The following is a 21,082-nucleotide window of genomic DNA, read 5'->3' on the forward strand; positions in this document are numbered from 1 at the left end:
TGCACTGGAGGCCGCCTGATGTCCGTTACGTCCTCGCTGCCGGAAGAAGCCGCGGCCGAGTTCGACGCGCTCGTCGTCGGCGCCGGCTTCGCTGGGATGTACATGCTCCACCGGCTGCGTGCCGACGGCTACAGGACCGTCGTCCTGGAGTCGGGAGGAGACGTCGGCGGGACCTGGTACTGGAACCGCTATCCCGGGGCACGCTGCGACGTGGAGAGTGTCGAGTACGCCTATTCCTTTTCTCCTCAGCTCACCGAGGAATGGAACTGGAGCGAGCGCTACGCGGCCCAGCCGGAGATCTTGCGCTACGCCCGCTACGTGGCCGACCGGTTGGGGCTTCGCGAGGACATCCGGTTCCGCACGCGGGTGACCGGCGCGACCTTCGACGAGGACGCCGGGCACTGGGTGGTCTCGACGGACGGCGGCGAGGTGATGCGAGCGAGGTTCCTCATCACGGCCGTCGGCTGCCTTTCGTCGGCCAACGTGCCGGACCTGCCGGGCCTGGACACCTTCCGCGGCCGCTGGTACCACACGGGTCGCTGGCCGCACGAGGGCGTGGACCTCGCCGACAAGCGGGTGGCGGTGGTGGGCACGGGCTCGTCCGCCATCCAGGTGATCCCGGCCATCGCCGGGCAGGTGGCGCACCTGACCGTGTTCCAGAGGACGCCCAACTTCAGCGCTCCCGCCGCGAACGGGCCGCTGGACCCGGCGCGGCAGCGCTGGTTCAAGGACAACCGCGACGCTCTCACGCGGCAGGCGCGGACATCCCATGGCGGGTTCCTCATCGAGTACGGACAGCGCTCGGCTCTGGATGCGAGTCCGGAAGAGCGCCTCGCCGAATTCGAGCACAGATGGGCGCACGGCGGGATCGGATTCCTGGCCAGCTTCAACGACCTGCTCTTGTCCGAGCAGGCCAATCAGTTCGCGGCCGATTTCGTACGAGACAAGATCCGGGGAATCGTCGACGACCCGGGGACGGTCGAACTTCTGCTCCCCACCGGTCATCCCATCGGCATCAAGCGCCTGTGCGTGGATACCGGTTACTACGCGACGTACAACCGGCCGAACGTCACGCTGGTGGACCTTCGCAGGAACCCGATCGAGGAGATCATCCCGACCGGAATCCGCACCCGGGGAGGCACCTTCGACGCCGACGTCATCGTCTTCGCGACCGGCTACGACGCCATCACGGGGACTCTGCTGTCCATGGAGATCCGGGGGCGGGACGGATTGACTCTGAAGGACAAATGGGTGGCCGGGCCCAGTAGCTACCTGGGTCTGATGAGCGCCGGATTCCCCAACATGTTCACCGTCACCGGTCCCGGCAGCCCGTCGGTGCTCAGCAACATGATGGTCTCGATCGAGCAGCACGTGGAGTGGATCGCCGCCTGCCTCAGCGACCTGCGACGTGGCTGCGGCGCCTCCGCGACCATCGAGGCCGATCCGCGAGCCGAGACCGCCTGGATGAAACACGCCGCCGAGGTGGCGCGGCACACGCTGTACGTCAAGCCAGACACCTGGTACGTCGGCGCGAACATTCCTGGCAAGCCACGAGCTCTCATGCCCTATGTGGGCGGTGTGGGCAATTACCGCGCCATGTGCGACGACGTCGTCGCCCGCGGCTATGAGGGTTTCATCCGTACGCCCCGATGAAAGCAGGGGCCGCTAGGCACCGAGAACGGGCACCTTGTGCGGCACGTCACACGACGGCTCGTCCCATGCCCGGGAGTTGCTTCAGCAGCTTGGAGTTACACCACCCGAAGGGCACGTCACCCTCCTGGCCGTCGACCGCCGTGTCACACAGCCGTCGTTCATAGCTGCTGTGCACTCGGTGCGAAACCACCCGCCCACAGGGTCTGTCCAATCAACGGTGAACTCGAGTGGTTCTATCGGGCGGTTGGGGTCAGGCGGCCTTCGAAGGTGATGGCGAAGGCGTTCAAGGCGGCCTTCCATCGGGTGTTCGGGGTCGAGCCCATCTGCCGTGTGCTGACCGCGCACGGGCTGAAGATCGCAACCAGCACCTACTACGCCGCCAAGAGCAGGCGGCCCAGCGCCCGCGCCCTGCGAGATGAACAGCTCAAAGAGCACATCAGCCGGGTCCACGCCGACAACTACGGCGTCTAGGGGGTCCGCAAAGTCTGGCGGCAGCTGCACCGTGAAGGGATCGAGGTGGCGCGCTGCACCGTCGCCCGGCTGATGCGCGAGCTCGGCCTGCATGGCGCCCGCCGCGGCAAGACGATCCGTACCACGGTGCGCGAGGACGGCCATGAACGTGCCGCCGACCTGCTGCGGCTGGACTTCACCGCCACCCACCCCGAGCAGCGCTGGGTCGCCGACTTCACCTGTGTGATGACCCGGGCCGGCGTGGTGTACGTCGCGTTCGTCGTCGATGTGTACTCCAGGGCGATCGTCGGCTGGTCGGCTGCCACCACCAAGCGGGCCAAGCTCGTCTTGGACGCCCTGGACACGCGGCTGTGGCGGCGCGACCGGGCCGGCCACCCGGCCGGGCCGGGGCGGGGCCATCACAGCGACGCCGGCAGCCAGTACACCTCCTTCGCCTTCACCGCCACCTGCTGGAGGCGGGCATCGACGCCTCCATCGGCACCGTGGCGACGCCCTCGACAACACACTGATGGAATCCCAGATCGGCCTGCACAAGACCGAGCTGATCAAACCCCGTAAGCCCTGGAAAGGCCTATCCGACGTCGAGCCGGCCACCGCCGAATGGGTCGACTGGTTCAACCACCAGCGCCTGCACACCGCGATCGGCATATCCCGCCGACCGAACACGAGACCAACCACTACGCTCAATACCAGCCCCAACCGGTGGCTGGAGTCAGCCTGTAGAGCCTCCACACAACCCGGACCGCTTGATTCGGCGAAGACCCACAGGTCAACCCGCAATCAGGATCTGGCCGGGCTGATCAGAAACTTCATAGGGACGATGAGAAAGGGCCCGGGTAGGTGCCGGGCCCTTCCTTACTTCAGGTGATCGGCCAGGGGTCAGACGATCTTGCCGGACCACATCTTCTCGGCGACCTTGTAGACGGCCAGGGTCTCACCATCGAAGTACGGGGAGACGCTGGTGTCGATGCGCTTGTTGCCATCGGTGTCGGAGACGCCGATGGTCACACCGTTGAGGTAGCCGAGGCGCTTGGTGTTGCTGTAGCGGTACAGCCAGGAGGAACCGAGGGAGCCCTCACCGGTGAAGGAGCTCTTGACGCCGACGAGTTCTTCGGCCTTGACGGCCGGGGCGGCCGCCTTGAAGGTCTTGCCGTAGGCCCACTTGAGGGTCTTACCGGTGAAGGCGTAGTTGCCGTCCGGGTGCGACCCGCTCGGGTAGCCGAAAACGAAGACCGGATTGCCGACCTTCTGGTTGTAGGCCAGGCCCTGGCCACCGACATTGCTGCCGAGGGTGCCGACGTCCTTCAGAGCGATGTCGACGATCTTGCCCTTCAGCTTGAAGTCGAGGTCGTAAAGCAGCCAGAAGGTGGCCTTGTAGAAGCCGTTGTCGTACTTAACGTAAAAGGTCTTCTTGTCCTGCGACCAGTAGTAGTCCGCCAAGTTGTTGCCGTACTCGTCCCGGCTGATCCGGGTGATAACGATGCCGGCGGTGTGTGTCTTGTTCGTCCACTGCGTGCTGGTCTCACGGATCAGCTCCTCGAGCTTGTTCTGGGAGCTGATCTCCGAGAAGGTGACGAAAGCGTCGTCGTAGGGGACGAACTTCTTGTAGGACTCCTTCTTGTCCGTCGCCAGGTGCTGGTCGTCCTTGACGGGGACGATCTCGCCGGCCCAGCCCGTGGTCTTGAACTCGAGGTCGTGGCGGGCCTTCTCCGCCTCGGCCTTGGTCTCGAATACCTTGTTGTCGACCCAGTTCTTGACCTTTTCGACGGCCACGCCGGTGACCTGGACACCGTTGTAGACGGTGACGAACGCGTAGTCGCGGTCGCCGTCTTCGTAGTTGTCGAAGTCATAGTGGGTGTAGGCGGTCTTGCCCACGTAGATCCCCCACGGGGTCTTGCCCTGGTAGTAGCCGGGGATGAAGACCCACTTGTCGAGGGTGGCCTTGTTGCTGACGGTGTCGTAGACGCAGTGACCGGCGGTCGCCACCAGGTTCTTGTAGTAGCCCTGGACCGAGGTGGCCGAACACCAGTGCGGCTTGTGATCGGCGCCGAGAAAGAACACCTTGCCCGTGGTGCGGGGCAGGTTGATGTTCTTCGAGGTGCCGGTCGCGGCCTTCTGATCGCCGCTGGACCCGACGACACCGGGCTTGTCATCGGCGGATGCGCCACCCGTCGAGACGTGCTTGGTGGCAAGCGTGGTCTCAACGCCATACGGCGTGGCATTGATCAGGTTCGCCTTGTTCTGGCCGTACCAGAACGCCGCCACCTGCTTGGCAGCGAAGTTGGTCTCCGCGAGGTTCACGGCCGGTACCGAGTCGGCCTGCGCCGCGGGGGCGGCGACAGCGGCGGAGGCCAGCAGGCCGGCCGCGATCCCGCCCAGAGCAAGGGTGCGTTTCATTTTTTCTCCCTGGTCTGTCGTGAGGCGTCACTTGCGCCCCAACCGTCAGAAAATGAACAGGCAGAGGAAGGCTAACGGACGAGCGGGCAGGAATTATGATTTCGGACTACTTTAGGGATGGTGGCCGAAAATCTTTAGGGTCATACCCTAACGCGGCAACTCGTACGATACTTCTTGATTCCACGGCTGACGTAGTCCTCGGATAACTCAGACGGCCCGCTGCCGGTTCGCAGGTCACGTCTCGTTCGAGTACGGCGCTGCAGGGCGGTATATGCAACAAGAGCGTAGAAAGCCGGTTACCGCATCAATCGTCCGACGGAGTCTCGTTGTCCGCACGGTCTGCCATGCCGCCCGCCGGAACACGACCATGGATCGCAATATGGAGTCAGCGAGGTACGGAAGGAGAACCCTCAGATCGTGATCGCTGCAACCGAAGCGTGATCATCAGCAAAGGGGGTCAACGCCAACCTGCGATCACCACGAACCTCGCGTGGAAGGGTTGCTCACCGACGGCGACTTCGCCGGCGGTATCCGCTGATGGCCTTCGGGGCTGTCGCCGGCGGTGCTGGCGCTGCTGTCGGTGTACGCAGAGAACCTGACCGGCCGTCAACCCGGGCAGGCGGCGGACTTTGCGCCAGAGCCGGCTTATCCATGGCCACCATCGGTGGGGACAGGTGAAGATTGCAGGGTGCTGCGAGACCTGCTGGTAGAACGTGAGGACGAGACCGCGGCGATATCCGCCGGGATAGCCTCTGCTCTTGAGAGGGCCGGTGCCTGCGTCATAGTGGTGGGCGCTGCGGGGATCGGCAAGACACGGCTGCTCGAGGAAGCCCGTTCGATGGCGGCCGCCGACGGCATGCGGGTGCTGTCCGCGCGAGGGGCGCACCTCGAGCGTGGATACGCGTTCGGCCTGGTCCGGCAACTGTTCGAGAGCTCGCTGAGAAGAGCCGGCGCGGACGAACGCGAGCGATGGCTGTCGGGTGCGGCCGCCGCCGCCGGGCGCCTCTTGGCAGCGGCCGACGGCGAGCAGCAAAGCGAGATGAGCCTCCTCCACAGCCTGTTCTGGCTCACCGCCAACGTCTGCCAGGAAAGGCCCGTTCTGCTGGTGGTCGACGACCTACACTGGGCGGACGAGCCGTCGTTACGCTTCCTGGCTTACCTCCAGCAGCGGCTGTACGACATGCCGCTTTTCATCGCCGCCGCGACCCGCCCGTCCGACCCGTCCGCCGCGATGGACTTGCTGGACCTCGTCCTGACGCATCCGGAATGCCGGATCCTGCAGCCCAAGCCACTCAGCCCGCAAGCCGTCGGCGTCGTCTTGGCGGAAATTCTCGGGGAAAGCCCCAAGCCCACCCTCTTGTCGGCCTGCCACACCGCCGCAGCCGGGAACCCTCTCCTCGTGAAAGAGGTGGCCCGCGCTCTCGCCTCGGAACGAGACGACAGCGCGATCGAGGTCGACGACGTCCAACTCCGTGACATCGGAACCAAGGCGGTGGCCAGGCGCGTTTCGGTCGAGCTGCGGCGGCTGTCGCCGGCTGCCCGGCGCGTCGCCGAGGCTGTGGCCGTGCTCGGCCGGCACGCCGACCCGCGCCATGTCGCCGCGGTCACGGCGCTGGCGCAGGCGGACCGGGCGTTGAACGAACTGGCGAGCGCGCAGATCCTTCGCAGGGCTGGTGAGGAAGAGGCCGTCGCCGAGTTCCTGCATCCGCTGGTCCGCTCGGCCGTGTACGAGCAGATGGACCCGAGCGAACGGGTCCGATGCCATCTGGCTTCCGCGGCGCTCCTGACGCGGGAAGGTCATCGGGCGGAGGAAACGGCGAGCCATCTTCTGCGCGTCCCGAATCTCACCGGTGAGCACGTGAGCATGCTGCGGAAAGCCGGAATGGAGGCGCTGGCCAATGGCGCACCGGAGTCCGCCCACGCCTACCTGGCCCATGCCCTTACCGCAGAGATGACACTGGAGGAACGGCTGGAGACACTCAAGGACACCATCGGAGTGGATGTTCTTGTCGATGTGGAAGCAGGACTGGATCATCTTGCCGTCGCTCTGCGGCTGGTCGATGACCCGGTCCAGGTCGCGGAGTTCGTCGCCCTGGTGGGGCTCGCGAAACTGTGGGTGGGGCTGGCCGAGGAGATGACCGAGGAGCTGATCAAGGTCATCGCAGACCTTCCCGAGAACTGCGATGACCTGCGGCGCGGCCTGGAAGCGATCCTGCTGGACGTCCCCCTGGTCGTCGTCGGTTTCGAGCACGTCTGCCAGCGGGTGGCGAGGCTGCGCCGGCTACCCCCCTCCAGCACGATCAACGCAGCGCTCCTCGAGTCCATGATCGCCGGTCACGAGAGCTTCGCCGGAGACCCCCGCGGGCTGGATCGCGCCCGCGAAGCGCTGGCCCATCCGCAAATGTTGGCCGCCACGACCAGCGGAGCGTCCGCGAGCGTCCCCGGCTATCTCACTCTGCTGATCGGCGACCTCCGCGAGGGCATGGACGCCTACGGCGAGCTGGTCACCGAGGCACGCAGGCAGGGGTCAACGGTGACACTCGGCGTGGCGCTCACTTATCGGGGGATGGGCTGGCTGCGCATGGGCGAGCTGGCCGAGGCCGAGAACGACCTCCGCGAAGTGATCGAGCTGCACCACATCACGCCGATGGGGGTCGTGCTCCCGCTCGCGCGGGGCCTGCTGGCCGAGGTCTTGCTCGAAAAGGGCCGGATAGATGACGCGTCAGCGGTCATCACGCAGGTCAGCCTTCCCCCATCGCTGCTGCAGGACGGAATCCTCTACCCGTGCCTGCACGTCCAGGCCAGGATCTTGGCCGGTCAGGGCAGGTACGAGGCGGCGCTGGAGGCGGCCGTCCAAACAGGAGAACGGTTCGCCGCCTACAACGGCGGCAACCCCGCGCTCGTGGCCTGGCGCTCGCAGGCCGCACTGTGCCTCCACGCACTGGGCGACACCGCGGCGGCACAGGCGTACGCGCACGAAGAACTCGAACTGGCCGAGCGCTGGGGTGCGCCGTACGCGATCGGCCACGCGCTGCGAGTGGCCGGCCTGGTCAGCCCGATGCCCGACGCGGTGACACTGCTGGAACGAAGCGTCGAGGTGCTCCGCCCGTCCCCTGCACGGCTCGAGCTCGCATACGCCCTGGTCGACCTCAGCGCCTGCCGCCGCCGTCAAGGACAACCAGCCGCAGCGCGCTCACTTCTGCAGGAGGGCATGGACCTCGCCCAACGCTGCGGCGCCGACCCCCTGGTCACGTCCGTGCGAGACGAATTGCGCGCCCTGGGCGCCCGCCCCCGCCGCTCGTATCTGACCGGCCTTGAAGCACTCACCCCCAGCGAGGCGCGCGTCGCCGGGCTGGCCGCGACCGGCCTGACAAACCGCCAGATCGCCCAACGCCTCTACATCACGGTGAAGACCGTAGAGGTCCATCTCTCCAACACCTACCAGAAACTAAGGGTGCGACGCAGGAACGAGCTCGGCGCCATACTGGCCAAACTCCCCGGCCGGTGAACCGCGGACACCAGCGGATGATTTGCGCTGCAAGTCCTTGGGAGCGCCGCGACATGCACCGTGCGACACCATACGGGTGTGCTCCGGCTAACGGTCGACCTCGGCCCACACGCTCGATGCGGTCGGCGGCCTCGGTGACGTTCGTGACGAGGGCGATCCGTTCGGGCCAGGGGAACCAGAAGCTCCACTCCCCCTCCGCATCAGGCGTGATCACGTCCAGCAGGTGCTGGGCCCGCCGATTCGTCGAGGGGATGGCGGAGACGGTGATGGCCTTGGCCCGGTCGATCGCCGCGCTGGACCGCCCTGTCTCCACCTCTATCGCGACGCCGTAGATGGCGACGTTGGCCTGGCCGAACATCGTCAGAGGGTTGTGATGAGCAGGGCCGAGAGCGGAGGCGGCCCGGTGCGCGAGGTCCCAGTGCCGCCAGGCGTCGCCTCCCCTGCGCATCGCCGCATCCTGGCCCTGGGCCGGCCAACTGGTCACCGCTATCACCCGGCTTCAGGCGCTCCCGGCCCCGACCTGACCAGCACCAACCCGCCCCGACGACCAGGAAGGACACCCCCGCGGGGCCCGTGGAACCCCGCCCAGCCAGCGCGACAGCCGGGCGACCAGGCTGACCACGACCCCGAAATCACACTCCAGCCGAACCGCTCAGCCAACCACCGGATCTACACGAAAGATCGAGGCTAACGTCAGCATTACGACCCGCTTACGCAGATTGCGTACATACCTCCCGAGGCATCCTCCGCTATGACTCGCCAGCCAACCGGCTTGCCGTTTTCCCGGATTGGAAGACTCGCGGTCACCCTAGCCGGCGGTTTGCTGCTTGCGATAGTGAAGCCGCCGCCCATCGCGAACATACCCGCAGGGCAGGGCAGATCCACGACACCACCAGGGAAGTCGAATGCCTTTGAAACAACCTGAATCTCGCGTAGGCCGGAGTCGCCCTTTTCACCCTTTGGTCCGGCCGGTCCAGGGTCGCCCTTCGGCCCCTTGGGCCCTTGAGGCCCCTGAGGCCCATTGGCCCCAGGGGGGCCCGCTGGGGCCTGCTTGTTCCAGGAGACCTTGGTCTCCGAAGAGCGGCACTTCGCAGTCATGTTGACCATACGCATGTACCGCGTCTTCTTGTTGACACAGGCGTAGTAGACGGTGTCGTTTGCCGACGAGGCCGTGGCGGATCCACCGACGGCGAGAATCGCTCCGGCCACTGCAACAACCGTCATGAGGCCAACCGTACGCCCGCCCCATAGCTTCATAGCCACGAACTCTCCTTTGAATATCTGATTCCGCTGGACATCTCTGTGGCCAACGGCACATACGTCTACGGGGCAAACGTAACGTTTGCATCTCGCGCAATGACCTGTCAGTCCCGACTCAGCACAATCCGACCAGGTCACCGGCGATATCACGGACGAACTCTAGGGGTCGGTCACCGCAAAACTTAGGGAACAAGATTGGGGTCCACCCGAATCTCTTACCCGGCGAATTGGGCCCGGTCTCGGTTCTCGTTGCCCTGGCGGCAGCAAACGAGGGCGGCGTCGGCGATGGACACTCCCCTTCCTCGGCCCCGCCGCTCCTCGCATATCGGTGTGCCGCATCAGGACGTCTTGATGTCAACGACACTCGAATTCTGGCTCTGGCACTAATTCTGTGATCTTCCAGCGCGCGACTGCAGGGCGTCGCTGATCATGCTGGGTGACGGTCTCGGAGTTGCTCGCGATCCTCTCCCCCACCTGGCCTGCCTGCAGATTGACCAGGTGTATCGGTCAGGCAGGTCGATCCGGATCCGGGCCAGGACCGGCTCCTCGCAGGCGGCGTGCTCGCGGTGCGGGACGGTTTCCCAGCGCGTGCACAGCAGCTATGAGCGGCGGGTGTGCGACACCGTGGTCGTCGGCCAGGAGATGGTGCTTCACCTGCGGGTACGGCGGCTCCGGTGCGGCAACGACGACTGCGATGCGAAGCCTTTCGCCGAGCAGGTGCCCGGGCTGACCGTCCGCTACGGCCGCTACAGCGTCCCGCTCCGCACGCTGCTGCAGACGATCGCCCTGGCTCTGGGCGGTCGGGCCGGTGCCCGGCTCACCCACCGTCTGGCCGCCGCGGTGAACCGGATGACGCTGATCCGGATGATCCGATCCCTGCCCGACCCCGCACCCACCGACGGGCCCCAGGTGCTGGGCGTGGATGACTTCGCCCTGCGCCGCGGCCGCACATACGGGACGATTCTGATCGACATCACCGCCAGCCGGCCGGTCGACGTGCTGCCCGAACGCTCATCCGATGCGCTGGCCGCCTGGCTGCGCGACCGGCCCGGGGTGGAGGTCATCTGCCGGGACAGGGCCGGGTGCTATGCCGACGGCGCCAGCCGCGGTGCCCCGCAGGCGGTCCAGGTCGCCCGACCGATGGCAGTGCGCCATGAGGCGCCTGGTCGTATCCCCGGCTCAGCCCGGGAGGAATTGGAAGGAGGTTCCTGGGTCCGATGGCTTACCTGGATCCGAAAGGTGAAGGGGACAGCAGCATGTCATTGAAGCGGCAGCCGTGCTCAGGCGTTGGAGGCGGCGCGTCGCGGGACCCGCGTGATATGGCGAAAGCTGGATTGCCTGAATCCCAATCTCCAGTTGATGGAAGGTCGCATCCGTCGGAAATCGACGCCCGAAGCCGACGCCGCGCTCTGCTCGGGTTTAGTGCCATGACCTGGGCACCTTCCGAGCGCGGAGCGATGCCCAGTGAGGGCATTGAAGGAGATGAGTAGGTCGCCTACGTCACCCTGTCACGTACGGCCAGGACGAACATGGGATCGCCTACGGGACGCGAGTCCTATGGCGACGGAGGCCCCGTAGTAGTCGCCGGAGTCACGACCGGCCAAGGAGTCCGGGAGAGCCGGACGCAGGGCGAAGGGGGCCAGGTGGTCGGACACTCAGGGTCGGGAGGTATGCGTAATGCAGAGCGCCGAAACGGTGCTGGGTGTCCTGCGTGAGCGCGGCAGGCGTGGCCTGCCGTTGAACGAGTTATATCGGCAGTTGTTCAACCCGCAGTTGTATCTGCAGCCTTCTTCGTCGCGATATCGGCGATGGCCAGGGGTTTGCCCTCGGCGCCGCCGTCGGTCTGGGGAAGTCGATATGTGGACAGTGGACATCGGTGCTCCTGCTGTTTGTTTGGGAGAGAGCGGCGGGGCCGAGTCAGGCGACCGTGGGGGTCGCCGGAGGGTGGGTGCGGGCGATGTCGAGCGGGGGACTCCGCCGACGCGGGCGCCGATCGCGATGACGGCGGGTTCACTGAGATCAGTGATGGCGCGAAGAGTGTGGGCGTTTAGGATCTCGACGTAGTCGACCTCGACATGGTCAACGGGGAGTTCGGCCAGCGCGCGGTCACGGGCCAGTTGGGGATCGCGCATACCCGAGCTGACGGTGTCCAGGGCGCCTGCAGCGCCCTGGGTACGCAGCCGGCCCGCTCCCTGTGCTCGCCGAGATGGACGTTGCGGCTGGACATCGCAAGGCTGTCGCATTCACGCACGGTGAGAAGCACAACGATCTCAGCGGGGAGGTTGAGATCAGCCGCCATCCGCTCCACCGCGATCCAGTGCGGCAAATCCTTCTCGCCGAAGAACACCGTCGTCGGCTGCACGATGTTGAGCAGCTTGACGATGATTGTGCACATGCCCGTGAGCTGCCCGTCCATGCTCAGCTTCGTCTTCAGCAGTGTCTCGGCCAGCTCGCCCTCGACGGAGACTACGGTGGCGAAGCCCTTGGGATAGATCTCTTCCACCAAGGGCGCGAACAACACGTCCACGCCCTCGGCCTCTGCCATGGCGGCGTCGCGCCGCTCGTCTCGGGGGTAGCGGTCGAACACCGCGTGGTCGGGAAACTGCGAGGGGTTGACGAACAGCGACACCACCACGACGTCGTGCTGCTGACGTGCCGCGCGCATCAGCGACGTGTGCCCTTCGTGGAAGGCCCCCATCGTGGCACGAATCCAACGGTGGAACCTGCGTCGGTGTGCTGCTTGAGCTCGGCGCGAAGCTCGGTTATCGTGCGCAAGATCTTTACTTGGCGTCTCCTGTGTAGGTGGACGAGGGTTGCGAGGGCCCCTGGTCGCGGTGACGCGGCGGGGGCAACCGCTTTCGACGGCAGCTCGTTGTGCTGGACCGCCGGCCTGCGGGCGCTGATGGTCGGATCGGTCAGAGCTCGGGCGGCGCCAGGCTCCGACCAGCAGCCCGGCCGTTGCCCGGCGATGGTGAAGGGGCGCATTCTCAGCGCCCGGGCCGGGGTATCGGCCTGGGCGAGGTGGCCGCCGGGCCGGAGCGGACCAGGTCGTTGCCTTTTCGTGACGGCGCTACACATCGATGATGTGACCATTGCATAGAAGAGCCCGTGCGATATCAGGGGGAACCCCTAAGACGGCTCCCCAGTTTCAACCGCCTCACCGATGATCGGATGTACGGGCTGAGCTGCTGAAACGGAAGCGCCTCCCGCCCTGCCGCCAGGATCTGTACCGATCCTTCTGGAGACCAGAAGCTGGGGGCAGGATGAACGCGGTGGCGTGGAGTTTCGGGTGCCTTCTAGGGGTTTTGCCCATGTCTTAGTTGTTGCCGGGGACCGAAACTGGCCGTACCGGCACGGTGGGTGTGGCCACAATCCCGCCTCGCCATGCCGACAGGCTCCGGCCGAGTGGCTCAACAGATCTTAAAGGGTTTGTGGGACCTCGCCGGGATCGCGCTAGGTCGGGGGATGAACCCGGTCCCGTAGCGTATGCACCCCCACCTCTGGAACAGGTGGGGAATGACGATTCCCTCGACCGGACTTAACCGGTCAAAATCACTCGAATTTCCAGCGACCGATTCTGTCGCAGATCAGCGAGGTGGAGTTGATGATGAAAGGTAAATGGTGGCTGAAGCTGACCGCCGCCGTCATGGGCGCCGGCGTTCTCGCCCTCCCGTCCACGGCCACGGCCACGGCTAAGGGATATCTCATAAAAGTCACCTACGAGACGTACAAGCCGTACGATATCCACGACTGCCCCACTCCGTCGGATTCGGTGTCATGCGATCACCTGGAGATCTACGGATACATCCGGGCGCGGAAAATCAATGCGCAGGGCACTGCCGACTCATGGAATACCCGATACCTGGGCGCCTTGTTTGACGAAAAAACGCCGTGGGACGAGTGCGAGATGGACCTGAATATCAGCGGGGTCGCCTGGGGGCAGATGACGGAACTGTCGGGAAAGATACCGGACAAGACCCTGCACACCACCAGGTGCATGAAGGGCGTGGACGACGGCGTCAAGTACAACTGGGCCGACACTCCACTGTGCACCGGCGGTTACGACAAGCCGTATCCATGGTGGTGCTACGCAAAGGGCATGAACTACATGATCCTGAAGGTCTTCCCCGATGAGAAGATCAATATCGACACTAACCTTAAGGACTACGACGAGACCAGCCCCAACGACCCGATCTGCACGATAAACAAGACATACGGGCCGTACAAAGACGCCGAGCTTCAGAATCTGAACGAGTGGCACACAGAGCATGACTGGTCTCACCGGGGCGACGCTCTGTGCGATGTCGAGATCTCCGTCACGACGTACGGTACGTTGTCCTAGCCTCGACCCTTCACTCCCATCCGTTGGCTGGCTCTGAGCCTGACTGCACCGGATGATCTCTTGTGATCGACTCTCGGTCCGATTCCTACTCGCGGGCCGTTTACGCCGGCGAAGCGTTGTGCCCGGGGGATGTGGGAACCGCTGCGCGCGGGCCACAGCTTGGTGGATCGGCACAATTCCCCTGCGGCGCCCGGAGGCTTCGCCGGAGGCGCTCAAACGATCGCGCTCGGTCGGAACCGAACCCGGTCGGGCCGACGCGAGGCGTTTGGATCACCAACCCGGTTCTCGCCTCAAGGGCAATGACCATCGCAACCGACAGCCGGCCGAGTATCACTAGAACCGCGCGACGCACGATAGTTCTGCCGCGCTCACGCTCGGCGATCGTTCAGTTTCCCATAAAAGAGGCTTGGGTGCGTGGCCCAATTCATGGACCCGCCAGGGGAACCCGGCCCAGGTGCGCCAGAACTTGAGACCTGAAGCAGTTCGGACGTACCCGATCTCCATTGACCGATTCCGTTGCAGACCATCAAGTTATCGAGGGGGGGTTGACGATGAAAGTGAGATGGAAGCTGAAGCTGGCCGGGGCCGTCATAGGCCTCGGCGTTCTCGCCCTCCCGTCCACGGCCTCGGCCATGACTACGGGATTCCTGGTCGAGGTCACCTTCGAGACGTACCGCCCAACCCCCGCGAACACAAGTTCGGGCGAGGTGCGCAACCTTGCCCGCTGGCAGGAGTCCGGTCCTTGGCCTTCGTGTAGCACCTATCCGGGAGTTCCCTGGACATCCGATACAAAGGGTGAGTGCGTCAAGCGTGTTCACGACGGAACCGAATACAAGTGGGCCGACACCCTCCTATGCAGCTCAACCACGGAGAAGGCCTGCGACAAGAGCATCTTCAAGAAGAACAACAACAGAATCATCCTCAAGGTCTTCCCTGGAGACAAGATTCGCGTGGCGATTCGTCTCAGGGACTATGACGAGCTGAGTGCCAGCGACCCCATCTGCTATGTGAACAGAACCCATGGGCCATTCGAGTCCAGTGCGCCGGCCCAGTTGGCTCAGCATCGCGCGGAGGGCATGTGGGCCAACAACGATGGCGGCTGCATCATGGAGTTCAGCCTCAGAAAGATCGGCACTGTGTAGCAATACGGCGCCGCTCAGCCTGGATCCTTCGGCCGTTTTCATCCTGATGGTGCTGGTAGGGACAGGTGTAGAAGCACGATATCCGTTTCAGTCAGCGGGCAGATTGGCCGTCATGACAGACGACCCTGTACCCGCAGGCTCGCCCCTGGCCCACCCAATCGGACAAACTTCCACTTTGCCGGACCTTGCCCGGTTCTCGCCCCAAGGGCAATGACCATCGCGCCCGGCAGCCCGGCGAACTATCACAAGAACTGCGCGACATGCAAGAGCTCTGAGCGCATAGCGGAGGCGGAGAAAGATCCGCATGCGACGAATGTGCCATGGTCTGGCCACAACCGCGATCGGCACCGAACCTAGATTGGAGTCCAAACATGATGAGAAGTAATCTGAAGCGGAAGCTCGCAGGCGTCGCTGCGGCCGTCGCCGCGCTCGTGGGCATTCTCACCGCTCCGACCCCGGCCTCCGCCGCGAGCCCATTCTTCATCAGGGTCGTCTTCGAGTAATACACCCCGACCCAGATCGACGACTGCGAACTGTGGGCCTGCGGCTGGGCGGAGGTCTACGGCACCCTGGCAGCCGCTGCTGTCACCTCGGCAAACACCGTTACACAGCGCCAGACGCGCAACCTGGGCGAGCGGTCCTCATCATGCGAAATCACCTGGGGAGACCTCCTTGGCGCTGAGGATTGCCTCAAGGGGGTCCATGAGGGAACCACCTACGGTTGGCGCGACACACCCCTGTGCGCCTCCACAGACGAGTCGTGCCCCAACCTGGGATGGAAACTACACAACAACATAATAATTCTCAAAGCCTTCCCCGGCGACAGGATCAGGGTGGGGGCCATAATCAACGACCGGGACGCGACAAGCCCAGATGACGAAATTTGCCACATCAACAAGACCTTCGGCCCGTTCGACGCCGCCGCCCTTCAGCAGATGAATGAGAGTCACACCGAGAAGTGGCTGAATCCAAATGACGGAGGGTGCATTATCAAGTTCAGCTTAGTTAAGGTAACAGTTGCCTAGAAGGCCACTGAAGATCTTGCGTTCTGGCCTCGTTCTTTCTGGCATGAGGCCACCGTGGTTTGAGTGCAGGGTGAGTGGGCTGGGGAGTTGGTCGGTCCGGATGTGTGGCAGACCTGCCGGGAGCTGATCCCGGCAGGCAGCGTCTTCGCGTTCTTGGGCGAGCATCGGCAAGCGCTGTTTCCCGCAGGGCTGTTCGCGGACATGTATCCCTCGCGCAACGGGCGGCCGAGCATGCCTCCGCAGGTCCTGGCGGCTGCGGTGGTGCTGCAGACGCTGCACGGGCTGTCGGACGCCGACACCGTGCAAGCGTTGCGGTGTGACCTGCGCTGGAAGGCGGCCTGCGGACTGGGACTGTATGACACCGCCTTCGATCCGACGCTGCTGACCTACTTCCGGCGGCGGCTGGCCCGCTCCAGCAGGCCGAACCGCCTGTTTGAGGCCGTCGGTGAGATGGTTGCGGCGACCGGGGTACTCAACGGCAGGCAGCGGCGGGCGCTGGATTCGGCGGTGCTCGACGACGCGGTCGCCACCCAGGACACCGTCACCCAATTGATCGCCGCGATCCGGCGGACGATCCGTCACGTGCCCGGTGCCGCCCAAGTCGCCGCCCAGTGTTGCACCGCTCATGACTACGGCGATCCGGGCAAGCCGCGTATCGCCTGGGATGACGAGCAGGTCCGGGCGGCGCTGGTGGACGCTCTGGTCACCGACGCCATCCGGCTGCTGGCCGGCCTGCCCGCCCAGCCCTTGGGCGAGCAGGCGGCCACCGCCGTGGGCCTGCTCGCCCTGGTCGCCGGCCAGGATGTGGAACCGGCCGACGACTCCGACGGCCGGGACGGGCGCTGGCGCATCGCCCAGCGCGCCGTCCCCGACCGGGTCGTCTCCACTCGATTCAAGGCCCACGTGGCGGTCGAACCCGAGACCGGCCTGTTCACCGCCGTGGCGTTACGGCCCGGATCCGGTGCCGCCCATCACGAGGCCGCCCTCGCTGTGGACCTGCTCGCCGAAGAGACCAGCCCCGTGCAGGTCTTCGGCGATTCCGCCTACTCCACCGGGCCCTGCCGCCAAGCGCTCACCGACGCCGGGCATCGTGCCGTGATCAAACCCGCACCGCTGCGCCAGGCCGTGCCCGGCGGATTCGACCTGGACGACTTCGCCATCGACACCGCAGGCAGCACCGTGACCTGCCCGGCCGGGCACCAGGTCCCGCTGTCGGCGCCCTCGGGCCAAAACCAGCAGCGCAAGGCGTTGTTCACCGGCCAGTGCGCCGGATGCCCCCTGCGCTCGCGCTGCACCAAAGCCAAAGCCGGGCGCATCCTCACCATTCGCCCGCACCACGACGAGCTTGCCGCTGCCCGCCGGCGGGCCGCCACCGACACGGCCTGGCAGAACGACTACCAGCGCTGGCGGCCTCCCGTCGAACGCGCCATCGCCTGGATCGTCGCACGAGGAAACCGGCGATTACGGTACATCGGCACCATCAAGAACAACGCCTGGCTCCACACCCGCGCCGCCGCCCTCAACTTGCGAACCCTGATCAACCTCGGACTCACCCGAACCGGCAACGCCTGGACACTGGCTCCCAAACTCACCTGAGCGGACCACGAGCCGACCACAAGCACCGGTCGTCATCGAGACAAGATCTTCAGCGGCCTTCTAAGGCGTGTTTCAGAAGTTGGCTCCAAGCGAGGCTGTCCGTCGGGATGATCTTCCGACGTGGGGCGTGGAGGTTTAACGGATGCGCAGTGGGCGGTACTGGAACCGTTGCTGCCGGTGGCGGAGACGGGGCGTCCGGCCGGGTGCCGACGGCGGTTGATCGACGGGATCCGCTGGCGGGTGCGTACCGGTGCCCCGTGGCGGGACATGCCCGTCACCTATGGAGCCTGGCAGACGGTCTACGGCTGTTCCACCGCTGGCAACGCGCAGGTATCTGGGCCAGCCTGCTGTCACGGTTGCAGGCGCGATCTGATGCGGCCGGACTGATCACCTGGGAAGTCAGCGTGGACTCCACCATCTGCCGGGCCCACCAGCACGCAGCCGGCGCCCGCCGCGACGGGGCCGCGCAAAACAGCCGCCGGGCGGGGTGCGGACCGAGCCCGACGACCACGCCCTGGGTCGTTCCCGCGGCGGGCTGACCACCAAGATTCACCTGGCGTGCGAGCAGGGCCAGAAGGTGCTGTCCCTGCTCGTCACCGCCGGGCAGCGCGGGGACAGCCCGCAGTTCATCACACGCGAAGCCTCCTTCCGAAGAGAAGTGTGGGGCCGGTCATCGGACAAGAGAAGGGTGCCCTATGAATGGGAACCGCAAGGTCGCCTGTGAGGACGGCGGCCATACCGATGAGATCGCGTACGAGTACGCGCCGGAGGACCGGTAGGCGATCATCAGGAACTACGGGACATGGAAGTCGGCGAGCAGGACGCTTCAGCACGAACTGCGCTGCCGGCGGCACGATGCTCCCCTCCATATCCGGGTGGCGGATGCCGAGGCAGGGATTTTGCTCGGGGGCGTTCCGCTCCTTGAGCATCCGGAGTATCTCGTCGCGCTGGAGCGCCAGGACCGGGAGATGGCCGAGCTTCCTATGCTCCCCTGCACTCGCAGGGTGGAGGCCACGGGAGACGGCAAGGCCATGGTGGACGGTGTGGTGATACCGCGACGCCGGTATCGGCTGGATGTCGAAGATAATCTTCCCCACGTGCTCATTGCACCGTGACCGGCGCTTGAGAGCTTCGGGATGACATGGTTCCATCTTCGGCGTCTGATTAGAGCTCGGGTGGCACCATGTCTCTCTGGGCGACTCGTAGGGGTGCCCTCCCTCAGGGCACTATGTCCCTGCTATAGCGACGGTCCCAGACCTTTAGGAGTTCATATTCCTGCTCTTTCGACACCTCATGGTGAGACTGACGATCGTAGGCGGAGGGGCCGCCGCTCTCCTTGAGCCACCCGTAGGTATCGCGGACGGTGGCCTCGATGGAGCGGCAGGTGAGGCCAGCGGCTGTCGTCTTCGTGGAGTCCACCGCCCAGGTTCCCTCCAGGAGTCCGCCACAGTGGGATCTCCGTCCATTGCCTCACGTCATGTTCGACAAGGAACGTGTCGTCCACCCACGTGAACTCTGCTTGAGAACCCGTCACCTTGCGGCACGCCTCGATCATGCTGCCGAAGGTGGCGTGGCCCTGGGATGCGGTGACGTTGAAAGCTGAAGGCAGCTCAGCATGAAGGCCGTCAGGTCCCTGATGTCGACGGGTTGGATCGGCTTGGCCGGCTGGCCCGGGGCCAGGACCCGGCCGCCTTGCGCTATCCGTCGCAGCCACCACGTGAGCCGGCCGACGTTCTCCTGCGGTCCCAGGATCACCCCAGGTGGCAGAACACTGACCCGCCCTTCGAACGCCTCCTGTACGGCGCGCTCGCACCCGGCCTCGTAGGCGCCGTACTGTGCGGCGGACCAGTTCGCCTCATCTTCGGCGGTTGGACAAGTGTAGACGTCGCTGTCCTCGTTGACCGGCTCAGTCGGCCAGCCTGGATATACGGAGATGGCGGAGAGGAAAACGTGCGCGCTCGCCCTGTCGGATAAGAGACGCGCGGCGTTTCCGACAACCTGGGGAACATAGCCACTGGTGTCGACCACCCAGTCCCACTCCCGCCCTTGAACCAAGGACAGCAGGTCGGATCTGTTCTCCCTGTCTCCCCGAACGACCTCTATTCCAAGAGCATCCTGCTCCGTCTGACCACGGTTGAATGTGGTCACCTGATGCCCTTGGGCGAGTGCCTCTTCGACGAACACTCTGCCTACGGAGCGCGTCCCGCCAAGCACCAGAATCCTCATGTCTGCGATCATCACGCAAGCGGGCAGCGGCATCGACAGGATCACCATGCCCTCGGCGGCCAGTAGCCTTCCGATCAAGGACGTCTTCACCCAGCGGGGCATGGGCGGGGGCGCGCCGCACTCGACCTCCCGATCCCTGACGAGCCGTTCCCGCACGAGAACCCGCAGCCGAAACACGGGCCCGGATCAGCGACATCGACGGCCAATGACGTCGGCAAGGAGAGAAAGCCGGCCCGCATCCACCGCGTCAGCGTCGAGGACATCGCTTTGGCTGCGCGACCCAGGTCAACGCCTGCGGCTCATCGGCGCCCACGCCTGAGCCGATAAACGACCCTGGACTGCTACAAAGTACAACTAGCCGTCACGCTCATGATGCGGCGGCGGTGATGCAGGAGCCGGCCGCAGTCCGACGTGAGGACGATCTCGGTGATCTAGTCACAGACAGCCCCCCGTCCGGTTCCGACGAGAGCCTGGTAATGGTCCCACTTCTGGTGCCACGGGACGTGTACAACAATCTGGATGACGAGGGCGTCGCGTGGCTTGGCTACGGTCATGCGCCATGGCCGCGAGTTGGCGACCACCATCTCCGACGCCCGCAGACGCGGACGGATCAAGCGGCAGCAGGGCTGTGGAGACGGGTAGCACAGAGTCGTCGGCAGTTCGGGCCCCCTGCGGCACCGAGAACGGGACGCTCGACGTGCGCGGGTGTGACCACGACTTCGGAGATTCGGCCGGCGAGCGCGAGGACGGCCTGGATGGCGTTGTCGATCCAGTCATCGGAGGCCGGGTCGATGCCGAGCTCGCGAAGATGCCGGTTGAGCCGGTTGGGTGTGGTGCCCCACCGGGTTCCGGGCCGGTTCGGATCGAAACCGGTGACGAGTTCACCGTCGAGGGCGTAGGCGAAGTCCTGCCTGGCGGCGTAGTCGTGCCGCATCACCGCGACGGCCTCGCCGCCATCGCGGGGTAGCTCACCGACCGATGACCTCGTGTTGCACGCCGCGCCAGCCGCACTCCTCGATCACGAGGGTCCAGTCTCCCGCCCGCCGTACCATGACGATCTCGGTGCGGCTGGAGGCGGGGTACTCATCCACGTCGATCAGGCGGATGTGTTCCGTGGCGGCGCCCAGGCGCCGGAGCACTTCGCGCTCCTCGACTCCCCTGACGAGGGTGATCGTGTAGATCGGTCCCGGCGGGCCCTCGTCCTGCCGCGCATAGTCTTCCGTTGAGGCGCCGGGCGTGCGGGCGGTGGCATGGACCGCCTCGGTCTTCTCGGCCCGCTCGTACGCTTCCGGGTTGGCGGCGAAGAAAGCGTTGATGAGCCCGTGACCGACCCGGCCGCGATCGCTGACCGGGTGTCTATTGGCCCGCGCCCACCCCCCGGATCGCCACGTCGATGTCACGCCCGTACGCCAGGTGGGTGACTCAGAGCGGAGTGAAGTCGGCGTCGGACATGATCGGAACC

General features: G+C 65.3%; 17 protein-coding genes and 1 pseudogene. 11 read left to right on the top strand and 7 right to left on the bottom strand.

The genetic code is table 11. The annotated features are described in order from the left end of the window. The first annotated feature begins 18 nt into the window (after positions 1–18). The 5 genes and pseudogenes from IL992_RS37380 to IL992_RS49135 all read left to right on the top strand — a co-directional run bounded on the left by IL992_RS37380 (position 19) and on the right by IL992_RS49135 (position 2,992). Positions 19–1,653, top strand: coding sequence for a flavin-containing monooxygenase (locus IL992_RS37380; protein ID WP_193208039.1), 1,635 nt, complete (start codon positions 19–21; stop codon positions 1,651–1,653). A 270-nt stretch (positions 1,654–1,923) separates the two neighbouring features. Then, the gene (locus IL992_RS37385; protein ID WP_193208040.1) at positions 1,924–2,124 is read left to right on the top strand and encodes a hypothetical protein; all 201 of its coding nucleotides are present in this window, start codon (positions 1,924–1,926) and stop codon (positions 2,122–2,124) included. Positions 2,125–2,136: 12 nt separating this feature from the next. After that, a pseudogene (locus IL992_RS47980) lies at positions 2,137–2,223 on the top strand (IS3 family transposase); the annotation flags it as partial. Beyond that, positions 2,197–2,682: a DDE-type integrase/transposase/recombinase gene (locus IL992_RS37390; protein WP_264295169.1), complete on the top strand. Its 486-nt coding sequence runs from the start codon at positions 2,197–2,199 to the stop codon at positions 2,680–2,682. The pseudogene IL992_RS47980 and the gene IL992_RS37390, both read left to right, overlap by 27 nt. Then, entirely contained in the window at positions 2,633–2,992 is a 360-nt protein-coding gene (locus tag IL992_RS49135; RefSeq protein WP_193208042.1) for an integrase core domain-containing protein, read from the top strand. The genes IL992_RS37390 and IL992_RS49135 overlap by 50 nt, the downstream gene beginning before the upstream one ends. A gap of 11 nt (positions 2,993–3,003) precedes the next feature. Here IL992_RS49135 and IL992_RS37400 read toward each other — a convergent pair whose 3' ends face one another. Next, positions 3,004–4,521 (bottom strand): trypsin-like serine peptidase, encoded by a 1,518-nt coding sequence (locus IL992_RS37400; RefSeq protein WP_193208043.1) that lies wholly within the window; start codon positions 4,519–4,521, stop codon positions 3,004–3,006. Between the two features lie 688 nt (positions 4,522–5,209). Between IL992_RS37400 and IL992_RS37405 the strand changes: the two genes are divergently transcribed. After that, positions 5,210–8,029 carry a helix-turn-helix transcriptional regulator gene (locus tag IL992_RS37405; RefSeq protein WP_193208044.1) on the top strand — a complete coding sequence of 940 codons (2,820 nt, stop codon included), beginning with the start codon at positions 5,210–5,212 and terminating at the stop codon, positions 8,027–8,029. Between the two features lie 1,689 nt (positions 8,030–9,718). Beyond that, complete coding sequence (locus tag IL992_RS37410) at positions 9,719–10,555, top strand: ISL3 family transposase (RefSeq protein WP_226874522.1); 837 nt, start codon at positions 9,719–9,721, stop codon at positions 10,553–10,555. Between the two features lie 781 nt (positions 10,556–11,336). Here the strand turns inward: IL992_RS37410 and IL992_RS37415 are convergent. Next, the gene (locus IL992_RS37415; protein WP_226874523.1) at positions 11,337–11,987 is read right to left on the bottom strand and encodes a 4-phosphopantoate--beta-alanine ligase; all 651 of its coding nucleotides are present in this window, start codon (positions 11,985–11,987) and stop codon (positions 11,337–11,339) included. 906 nt (positions 11,988–12,893) lie between these two features. On the opposite strand from IL992_RS37415, the gene IL992_RS37420 reads away from it, so the two are divergent. Both IL992_RS37420 and IL992_RS37425 read left to right on the top strand, forming a co-directional pair. Next, complete coding sequence (locus tag IL992_RS37420; protein WP_193208046.1) at positions 12,894–13,631, top strand: hypothetical protein; 738 nt, start codon at positions 12,894–12,896, stop codon at positions 13,629–13,631. Between the two features lie 503 nt (positions 13,632–14,134). After that, entirely contained in the window at positions 14,135–14,773 is a 639-nt protein-coding gene (locus IL992_RS37425) for a hypothetical protein (protein WP_193208047.1), read from the top strand. A 782-nt stretch (positions 14,774–15,555) separates the two neighbouring features. Here the strand turns inward: IL992_RS37425 and IL992_RS37430 are convergent. After that, positions 15,556–15,723, bottom strand: coding sequence for a hypothetical protein (locus IL992_RS37430; protein ID WP_193208048.1), 168 nt, complete (start codon positions 15,721–15,723; stop codon positions 15,556–15,558). A 138-nt stretch (positions 15,724–15,861) separates the two neighbouring features. Here IL992_RS37430 and IL992_RS37435 point away from each other — a divergent pair, with 138 nt between their 5' ends. Both IL992_RS37435 and IL992_RS49140 read left to right on the top strand, forming a co-directional pair. Continuing rightward, positions 15,862–17,394: an IS1182 family transposase gene (locus IL992_RS37435; protein ID WP_193208049.1), complete on the top strand. Its 1,533-nt coding sequence runs from the start codon at positions 15,862–15,864 to the stop codon at positions 17,392–17,394. Between the two features lie 120 nt (positions 17,395–17,514). Beyond that, positions 17,515–17,781, top strand: a complete 267-nt coding sequence (locus IL992_RS49140) for a transposase (protein WP_404804814.1) — start codon at positions 17,515–17,517, stop codon at positions 17,779–17,781. Positions 17,782–18,023: 242 nt separating this feature from the next. Here IL992_RS49140 and IL992_RS37445 read toward each other — a convergent pair whose 3' ends face one another. From IL992_RS37445 to IL992_RS47990, 4 genes are all read right to left on the bottom strand, one after another. Further along, positions 18,024–18,491 carry a hypothetical protein gene (locus tag IL992_RS37445; RefSeq protein WP_193208125.1) on the bottom strand — a complete coding sequence of 156 codons (468 nt, stop codon included), beginning with the start codon at positions 18,489–18,491 and terminating at the stop codon, positions 18,024–18,026. A gap of 454 nt (positions 18,492–18,945) precedes the next feature. After that, on the bottom strand, positions 18,946–19,710 hold the full coding sequence (locus tag IL992_RS37450) for an NAD-dependent epimerase/dehydratase family protein (RefSeq protein ID WP_193208050.1): 765 nt from the start codon (positions 19,708–19,710) through the stop codon (positions 18,946–18,948). 520 nt (positions 19,711–20,230) lie between these two features. Then, the gene (locus IL992_RS47985; protein ID WP_193208052.1) at positions 20,231–20,554 is read right to left on the bottom strand and encodes a DUF6461 domain-containing protein; all 324 of its coding nucleotides are present in this window, start codon (positions 20,552–20,554) and stop codon (positions 20,231–20,233) included. A gap of 34 nt (positions 20,555–20,588) precedes the next feature. Continuing rightward, on the bottom strand, positions 20,589–21,020 hold the full coding sequence (locus tag IL992_RS47990; RefSeq protein WP_193208053.1) for a DUF6461 domain-containing protein: 432 nt from the start codon (positions 21,018–21,020) through the stop codon (positions 20,589–20,591). Positions 21,021–21,082 lie beyond the last annotated feature (62 nt).

Source organism: Microbispora sitophila, from assembly GCF_014892245.1.
GTDB classification, from domain to species: domain Bacteria; phylum Actinomycetota; class Actinomycetes; order Streptosporangiales; family Streptosporangiaceae; genus Microbispora; species Microbispora siamensis.

Bases quoted from the DNA above. Each gene is read 5' to 3' on its own strand.
- IL992_RS37385 (WP_193208040.1), top strand. From the start codon at position 1,924: ATGGCGAAGGCGTTCAAGGCGGCCTTCCATCGGGTGTTCGGGGTCGAG.
- IL992_RS37415 (WP_226874523.1), bottom strand. From the start codon at position 11,987: ATGGGGGCCTTCCACGAAGGGCACACGTCGCTGATGCGCGCGGCACGT.
- IL992_RS47985 (WP_193208052.1), bottom strand. From the start codon at position 20,554: ATGCGGCACGACTACGCCGCCAGGCAGGACTTCGCCTACGCCCTCGAC.
- IL992_RS37400 (WP_193208043.1), bottom strand. From the start codon at position 4,521: ATGAAACGCACCCTTGCTCTGGGCGGGATCGCGGCCGGCCTGCTGGCC.
- IL992_RS49135 (WP_193208042.1), top strand. From the start codon at position 2,633: ATGGAATCCCAGATCGGCCTGCACAAGACCGAGCTGATCAAACCCCGT.
- IL992_RS37420 (WP_193208046.1), top strand. From the start codon at position 12,894: ATGATGAAAGGTAAATGGTGGCTGAAGCTGACCGCCGCCGTCATGGGC.
- IL992_RS37390 (WP_264295169.1), top strand. From the start codon at position 2,197: ATGCGCGAGCTCGGCCTGCATGGCGCCCGCCGCGGCAAGACGATCCGT.
- IL992_RS37380 (WP_193208039.1), top strand. From the start codon at position 19: ATGTCCGTTACGTCCTCGCTGCCGGAAGAAGCCGCGGCCGAGTTCGAC.
- IL992_RS37410 (WP_226874522.1), top strand. From the start codon at position 9,719: ATGCTGGGTGACGGTCTCGGAGTTGCTCGCGATCCTCTCCCCCACCTG.